Below are 6,499 nucleotides of genomic sequence, written 5' to 3' on the forward strand. Positions count from 1 at the left end.
CGGTGGATCATCGTGGGCAACTACCTCACGCTGATCGAGGGATACGAGGGGATGGAGGCGGTGGCACACGGCGCGCTGGAGTTGGCCGTGGAGGCCGGGCGCGTGGGGGCGTACGCGTGGGAGCCGGTGTACGATCCCACCAAGGTCCGCATCCGGGCGGGGCTGTCCGCGGCCGAGCGCGAGATCTGGGACGTGATCGCGCCGCCGTCCGGCGCGCCGCCGGCGGACCTGGCGCTGGCGGCCGCCATCGGCGACGCGTTCAGCGCGGCGGCGCTGGAAAAGGATCCCGGCCTGGACCCGCGCGCCCGCCTGGGGGACGTGCGCGGCCGCGTGGTGCTCTCCCACGGCCGCGCGGACCGGCTGATCCCGTTCACGGAGACGCTGCGCCTGCAGACGCTGCTTCCGCCCGTCGCCAAGCCGTCCGTGACCATCACGGGGCTGTTCGCGCACTCGTCGCACGCCGGCTGGCTGCACCCCATGGACCGTGTGCGCGAAGGCGGCCTCTTCATCCGCCTGCTGAACGACGCGCTCGGCGCGGTGTAGCGCGCGGCGGATCGGCGGATCGGCGGATCGGCGGATCGGCGGATCGGCGGATCGGCGGATCGGCGGATCGGCGGATCGGCGGATCGGCGGATCGGCGGATCAGGCGGATCAGGCGGATCAGGCGGATCGTGATGCCAAACGGGTGAGATCCAGAAGAAAGCGGCGAAGTCCGAGCCGGAGCGATTGAAATCGCCGCTGGAAAGGCACGAAGACCGCCTGCGCGGACTGCCCCAGCAAGGGCGGCGACGTGCACCGATGCGGAGTCCGCAACGCGCGATTTCGGCCCCGGCGCGGAAGCGGCTCCCGCCGGGGGGCGGTCCGTGTTGGTGGTTGAAGCCCTGTTCGCAGAGCGCGTCGGCGCGAGACAGGGCTTATGGCAGTCCCAGCGGCGGGTTTACCCGCTCCGTCGCAAAGCCTGCCTAGCCTCCGGGCGCCCGGCCCTGCCAGAGCTCTGGATCGCGAGCGGTGTGCATGCACCCGAGCACGACGACGTCGGCGCCGTGGATCTCGTAGAAGACGCCGTACGGAAAGCGCCGCAGCAGCACGCGGCGCATGTCGGCGAAGACGATTTGGTAATGAAACGGATCGCGCCGCAACCGGTCGGTCGCGGCGCGAAACGCGCGCAGGAAGTCGCGACCGAGCCCCGGCTCGCGCGCCTCGTACCACCCCGCCGCCTCCGCGACTTCCGCGCGTGCTTCGGGGCGGATGAGGAGCCGATCGCGGTCCATCAACCCAGCGATCGCTCGATCTCGTCGAGCGCCGCATCGAGCGACACGGCTTCCGCGGGATTGCGGCGGTGCGCTTCGGAGCGGCGCAGCAGCTCGCGGCGCTGCGCCTCGTTCACGGGAACCCGCTCCGGGCGCGCGGCGGCTTCGGCGGCGACGCTGTCCCAGAGGTCTTCCACGAGCTGGATGCGCTCGGCGATGCTCAGGTGGAGCAGGTCGGATACGGTGATCGTTTGCATATCCGAACGATAATCGGACTGCGGACGCGCGCCAACCCCATCCGATGCCGAGCGACCGCATCAAGGCACCACACGTCGTACACGCATGAGCCGCAAGCCGACCCGCCGCGAGCGCCTGCAGGTGATCTTTGCCTTCCTGGTGGTCTTTCCCGGGCTGATGTTCATCACCAGTCCCGATCCCAACCGCGCGCAGGTCATCTTCCGCGCGTCCACGGCCGTCGTCGGGCTGGTCGGCCTCGCGTGGCTGGGGCTTCAACGGAGAGGAGGATGAAATGGCAGCGATACTGAAAGTGCGTCTGGACGACAAGTTGGCGGACGCGCTCGACCGCGTATGCGCCTTGACCGGGACATCCCGCGAAGTAATCGTACAGGATGCACTGCGCCGAAGCATTCGGCAGACCAACTTCGATGCGTGTCGTGCGCGCTTGATGCCGTATGCCGAAGCGGTCGGATGGCACACGGACGAGGATGTGTTTCGCAGGGTTTCGTGACGCCTCGAAGGTCATCACTGAAACGGCCGCGGCGCTTGATGCGCCGCGGCCGTTCGCGTGAGCCAACTTCCGCACTCACGCACTTGCCATCAGTGCGCGTCCTCGTCCTCGACCAGGTAGATGGGCGTGAGGGCCTGCACGGTCTCGCCCACGGTGAGCTGGAACTCGTACGTGCCCGCGACGGGAAAGACGATGCCGTCGATGGGGATGGCCATCTGCGTGCGGGCCGGGCGGTGGACCGCGTACTGGTCCTCCACCTGGGTCTGCGCGTTGATGGTGAGCACGGGGCTGCGGCCGGGATCCAGCAGGTTCACGCTGAAGTCGATGTCGCCGCGCTCCGACGCGTCCCACTCGATGGTGGTGACGAGCGTGAGCTTGTCCTGCCGCGCGGGAAAGCCGCGGGCGTACAGCTCGTGGTAGATGCCGTGCACGTCCATGCGCCCGTCGTGGCGCAGCTGCGCGTCTTCGGCGATGACGGAATAGAGGACTTTCACTGAGCGATCAGGTTCGTGTGCAGGAAATAGTTACAAGTGCCAAGTACCAAGTGCCAAGTAACGGAATCCGTCACGTGGCACTTGGCACTAGGCACTCGGCACTTGAAGTCTCACCCGCACTGCCTCGGCGTGGCCGTGCAGGCCCTCGCTCTCGGCCAGGCGGATGACGTCGTCCGCGTCGCGGGCCAGCCGCGCGGGCGACAGGCCGATCAAGCTGGTGCGCTTGACGAAGTCGTACACGCCCAGCGGGCTGGCGAAGCGCGCCGTGCCGCCCGTGGGCAGCACGTGGTTGGGCCCCGCGAAGTAGTCGCCCATGGGCTCGGGGCTGCTGCTGCCCAAAAAGATCGCCCCCGCGTTGCGGATGCGCCCCGCCAGGGCCAGCGGCTGCTCCACCAGCAGCTCCAGGTGCTCCGGCGCGCGCAGGTCCGCCACGGCCGCCGCGTCCTCCAGCGTGTCCACGACGACGATGGCGCCGTTGGCCTCCAGCGCCGCGCGGGCCACGTCGCGCCGCGGGTTGCGCTCCAGCAGCCGGTCGATCTCCCCCGGCACGCGCGCGGCCAGCTCGGCGGACGTCGTCACCAGCCAGGCGATGGCGTCGGGGTCGTGCTCCGCCTGGCCGATCAGGTCCGCCGCGGCGTGCACGGGATCGGCCGCCTCGTCCGCGATCACCAGGATCTCGGAGGGGCCGGCCACCATGTCGATGTCCACCGCGCCGAACACCTGGCGCTTGGCCTCGGCCACCCACTTGTTGCCGGGGCCCACGATCTTGTCCACGCGGCCGATGGTCTCCGTGCCGTACGCCAGCGCCGCCACGGCCTGCGCCCCGCCGATCCGCAGCACCTCCGTGACGCCCGCCACGTGCGCGGCGGCCAGCACCACGGGCAGGATCTCGCCGCCGGGCGTGGGCGTGACCATGGCGATCTCGTCCACGCCCGCCACGGACGCGGGGATCACGTTCATCAGCACGGACGAGGGATAGGCCGCGCGGCCGCCGGGCACGTACACGCCCACGCGGCGCAGGGGCGCCACGCGCTGGCCCAGCAACGTGCCGTCCGGGTCGATGTCCACGAAGCCGTGCTCGCGCTGGCGCTCGTGAAAGCGGCGGATGTTGTCCGCCGCTCGGCGCAGCGACTCCAGCAGCGCAGGGTCCACCGCCTGCGCCGCGGCCGCGAGCGCGTCCGCGCCGATGCGCAGGTCCGCCGCCGTGGGCACGGAGAAGTGGTCGAAGCGCGCCGTGAACTCCAGCAGCGCCGCGTCGCCGGCGCGGGCCACCTGGCGCAGGATGCCGGCGACGGCGTCGCGCAGCGCGGGGTCGTCCGTGGACGCGGCCGCCGCCATCTCCCGCAGCTCGCGGAAGGGCGGCGACACGCGCAGGGTCCGAATCAAAGGCACAGAAGTGCGTAAGTGCGTCAGTGCGTCAGTGCGTCAGTGCGGGGAGTGGGATCGTGCGCGGGCGAAGGTCCACTTCCGCACTCACGCACTACCGCACTCACGCACTCGTCTTTTCCAGGTCGGCGATGAGCCGCTGGTGCTCTTCCAGGCGCAGCTTGTGGCTGGCGCGGTTCACGATGAGCCGCGCCGTGGAACGGCTGACCTCCTCCACGACGACCAGGCCGTTCTCCGCCAGCGTGCGCCCCGTCTGCACCAGGTCCACGATCCAGTGCGCCAGGCCCAGCAGGGGCGCCAGCTCCACCGAGCCGGAGATGCGGATGAGCTCCACCTGCATCCCCCGGCCGGCAAAGTGGCGGCGGGCGCTCTCCACGTACTTGGTGGCCACGCGCGGCATCCCCCCGCCGGGCAGGTACGGGTACGGCGCGCCGCTCGGCGCCGCCACGGCCAGCATGCACCCGCCAAAGCCCAGGTCCAGCGGGCGCAGCACGTCGGGATCGCCCTCGTCCAGCACGTCGCTGCCCACGATCCCCGCGTCGGCCACGCCGCTCTCCACGTAGACGGGCACGTCGCCGCTCTTGACGGGGAGGAACTCGAAGCGGCCGTCCGCGCTGGGCAAAATCAGCCGGCGCGAGGCCAGCACCTCCGGCTCCACCTCCGCGCCCACCCGGGCAAAGAGCGTGAGCGCCTCGTCCATCATCCGGCCCTTGGGCAGGGCAATGCGCAGGGGGCGGCTCACGACTCCACCTCCAGCAGGTCGGCCAGGGCGTCCGTCTCCAGGGCGAACCCCACGGCGGGGCGGTCCATCCCGTACAGGGCCAGCAGGTCGTCGTAGCGCCCGCCGTACGCCACGGCGCGCCCGGCGCCGGCCACGAACACCTCGAACTGCATTCCCGTGTAGTAGCCCAGCCCGCGAATCTCGCCCAGGTCGTACACCACGTGCGCCCGCTCGTCGTCCGTCAGCATGCCGTCGATGGCGCGCAGGCGCTCGATGGCGGCCTCCGCGTCCGGCCCCGACGCCAGCGACCGCGCGCGTATGAGCACCTCGCCGCGGCCGATGAGCTCGGGCAGCTCCACGAGGGCGCGGGCCACGGCGGCCGGCGCGCCGTAGCTGCGGGCGGCCTGGGCCAGGGCGGCGCGGTCGCGGCGGTCGATGGCCGTGCGCAGCCCGTCCGCCTCCTCCGGCTCCAGCCCCGCCAGCAGGGGACGGACGAAGCGGATGTCGCCCAGGTTGATCTGGAACTCGCGGATGCGCAGGGCCCGCAGCATCTCGATGGCCAGCCGCAGCACCTCCACGTCCGCCTCGGGGCCCGCGCTGCCCAGCAGCTCCGCGCCGGCCTGGAAGGTCTCGCGCGCGTGGCCGCCCCCCTCGGGCCGCTGGCGGTACACCTTGCCGGCGTAGGACAGGCGCAGGGGCGTCTCGGCGTCGCGCAGGCGGGTGGACGCCATGCGGGCGATGGCGCTGGTGAAGTCCGCCCGCAGCGCCACCAGCCGCCCGTCGCGGTCCACGAAGCGGATGAGCTCGCTGGCCAGCTTGGTGCCGGCCCGCGTGAACACCTCCTCGTACTCGAAGGTGGGCGGGATCACCTCCTGGTAGCCGCGCGCCTCCGCCAGCGCGAACCACGCGCCCTGCACGTGGCGGCGGCGCTGCACGTCGGCCGCCAGCAGGTCCTGCGAACCGGGCGGCACCTGGGCCATTCTCGTCATGGACATAGCCGGCAAACATACCAGCCCCCGCGGCGGCGCGGCAATCCCGCCCCCCGCGAAGTGTGCGCCCCGGAACACGTTGGGCGTGTGGCACGGAGGGTGCTACATGGGGTGGCATGGGAAGGGTGAAGTACCGCAGGGCTCACCTTTTTGAAACTGGAGAACGACCGTGGACCTCATTCTGATCATCGCCATCGTGCTGTTGCTGCTGGGCGTGCTGGGCTTTACCGGTGTGATCGGCGCGCTCAAGAGCATCGCGCTGGTCCTGGTGATCCTGGCGCTCATCGTCATCGCCTGGCGCATCATCACGGGCCGCCGCCCGGTCTGACCGGCACCGGCGGACGACGGACGAAAATGCGGCGGGTCCCTCGGGGGCCCGCCGCGTCTCGTTTCTCCCCTCGTCCGCCGTTCCGCATCCTCTCCGCTCCCGTCCGCACCCACGAGGAATGGGCGGATCGGGACGCGCTTCGCCAGGAGCCTTGTGCCCGCCGCGCCGGTCCGCCTACACTCTCCCGGCCCGCCTCTTTTCCCTTCCCTTTCTCCATCCACGGAGCCGGATCATGTCACAGGTCACCTACACGATCGCGCTGGTGAACGCCAGCGCCCTAACCGTCTACAGCGGATCGCTCGCCGTGCAGCTGAACACGAGCTACGGCACCCCGTCCGCGCTGGCGGCGCTGCTCTCGCTCAACGGCCTGGAGCCGCTGGTGCTGGCGGGGCTGGGCAGCAACGGCGGCGCGGGGTGGAACTTCTACGGCAGCAACGACGCCCTGAACGTCGCGACGCTCGGCATGTACGGCGTCGTTCCGTCCTCCGGGCAGGCGCCCGCCTACCTGGCGGGCTCCATCAGCCTTGCGACGCCGGGCCAGGGACAGCAGAACCTGCTGGCGCTGGGCTTTCTGGCCGGTTCC

Annotated in this window: 10 protein-coding genes and 1 pseudogene; 5 read left to right on the forward strand and 6 right to left on the reverse strand. The window is 71.0% G+C overall.

Annotation, left to right across the window (positions count from 1 at the left end; genetic code table 11):
• Nucleotides 1–543 (forward strand): annotated as a pseudogene (locus VFZ20_RS08495) (hypothetical protein); the annotation flags it as partial.
• 419 nt (nucleotides 544–962) lie between these two features.
• On the opposite strand, the gene VFZ20_RS08500 reads toward VFZ20_RS08495, so the two are convergent.
• A complete protein-coding gene (locus tag VFZ20_RS08500; protein ID WP_329683428.1) occupies nucleotides 963–1,271 on the reverse strand; it encodes a type II toxin-antitoxin system RelE/ParE family toxin in 309 nt (102 codons plus the stop codon).
• Entirely contained in the window at nucleotides 1,271–1,507 is a 237-nt protein-coding gene (locus tag VFZ20_RS08505) for an addiction module protein (protein ID WP_329683429.1), read from the reverse strand. The genes VFZ20_RS08500 and VFZ20_RS08505 overlap by 1 nt, the downstream gene beginning before the upstream one ends.
• Nucleotides 1,508–1,592: 85 nt before the next feature.
• Between VFZ20_RS08505 and VFZ20_RS08510 the strand changes: the two genes are divergently transcribed.
• The gene (locus VFZ20_RS08510; protein ID WP_329683430.1) at nucleotides 1,593–1,778 is read left to right on the forward strand and encodes a hypothetical protein; all 186 of its coding nucleotides are present in this window, start codon (nucleotides 1,593–1,595) and stop codon (nucleotides 1,776–1,778) included.
• Nucleotide 1,779: 1 nt separating this feature from the next.
• Nucleotides 1,780–1,998: a ribbon-helix-helix domain-containing protein gene (locus tag VFZ20_RS08515; protein WP_329683431.1), complete on the forward strand. Its 219-nt coding sequence runs from the start codon at nucleotides 1,780–1,782 to the stop codon at nucleotides 1,996–1,998.
• A gap of 89 nt (nucleotides 1,999–2,087) precedes the next feature.
• On the opposite strand, the gene VFZ20_RS08520 is transcribed toward VFZ20_RS08515, so the two are convergent.
• From VFZ20_RS08520 to hisZ, 4 genes are all read right to left on the reverse strand, one after another.
• The gene (locus VFZ20_RS08520; protein WP_329683432.1) at nucleotides 2,088–2,492 is read right to left on the reverse strand and encodes a DUF6941 family protein; all 405 of its coding nucleotides are present in this window, start codon (nucleotides 2,490–2,492) and stop codon (nucleotides 2,088–2,090) included.
• 87 nt (nucleotides 2,493–2,579) lie between these two features.
• Nucleotides 2,580–3,830 (reverse strand): histidinol dehydrogenase, encoded by a 1,251-nt coding sequence (gene hisD, locus VFZ20_RS08525; protein ID WP_414682930.1) that lies wholly within the window; start codon nucleotides 3,828–3,830, stop codon nucleotides 2,580–2,582.
• A 151-nt stretch (nucleotides 3,831–3,981) separates the two neighbouring features.
• Nucleotides 3,982–4,620 carry an ATP phosphoribosyltransferase gene (gene hisG, locus VFZ20_RS08530; protein ID WP_329683434.1) on the reverse strand — a complete coding sequence of 213 codons (639 nt, stop codon included), beginning with the start codon at nucleotides 4,618–4,620 and terminating at the stop codon, nucleotides 3,982–3,984.
• A complete protein-coding gene (gene hisZ / locus VFZ20_RS08535) occupies nucleotides 4,617–5,588 on the reverse strand; it encodes an ATP phosphoribosyltransferase regulatory subunit (protein WP_329683435.1) in 972 nt (323 codons plus the stop codon). The genes hisG and hisZ overlap by 4 nt, the downstream gene beginning before the upstream one ends.
• Nucleotides 5,589–5,757: 169 nt before the next feature.
• Here hisZ and VFZ20_RS08540 point away from each other — a divergent pair, with 169 nt between their 5' ends.
• Together VFZ20_RS08540 and VFZ20_RS08545 are read left to right on the forward strand one after the other, a co-directional pair.
• Entirely contained in the window at nucleotides 5,758–5,916 is a 159-nt protein-coding gene (locus VFZ20_RS08540; protein WP_329683436.1) for a hypothetical protein, read from the forward strand.
• Nucleotides 5,917–6,148: 232 nt separating this feature from the next.
• The coding region (locus VFZ20_RS08545; RefSeq protein WP_329683437.1) for a hypothetical protein at nucleotides 6,149–6,499 on the forward strand (351 nt) is incomplete at its 3' end.

Origin of the sequence: Longimicrobium sp., assembly GCF_036280135.1 — a bacterium.
GTDB lineage: Bacteria > Gemmatimonadota > Gemmatimonadetes > Longimicrobiales > Longimicrobiaceae > Longimicrobium.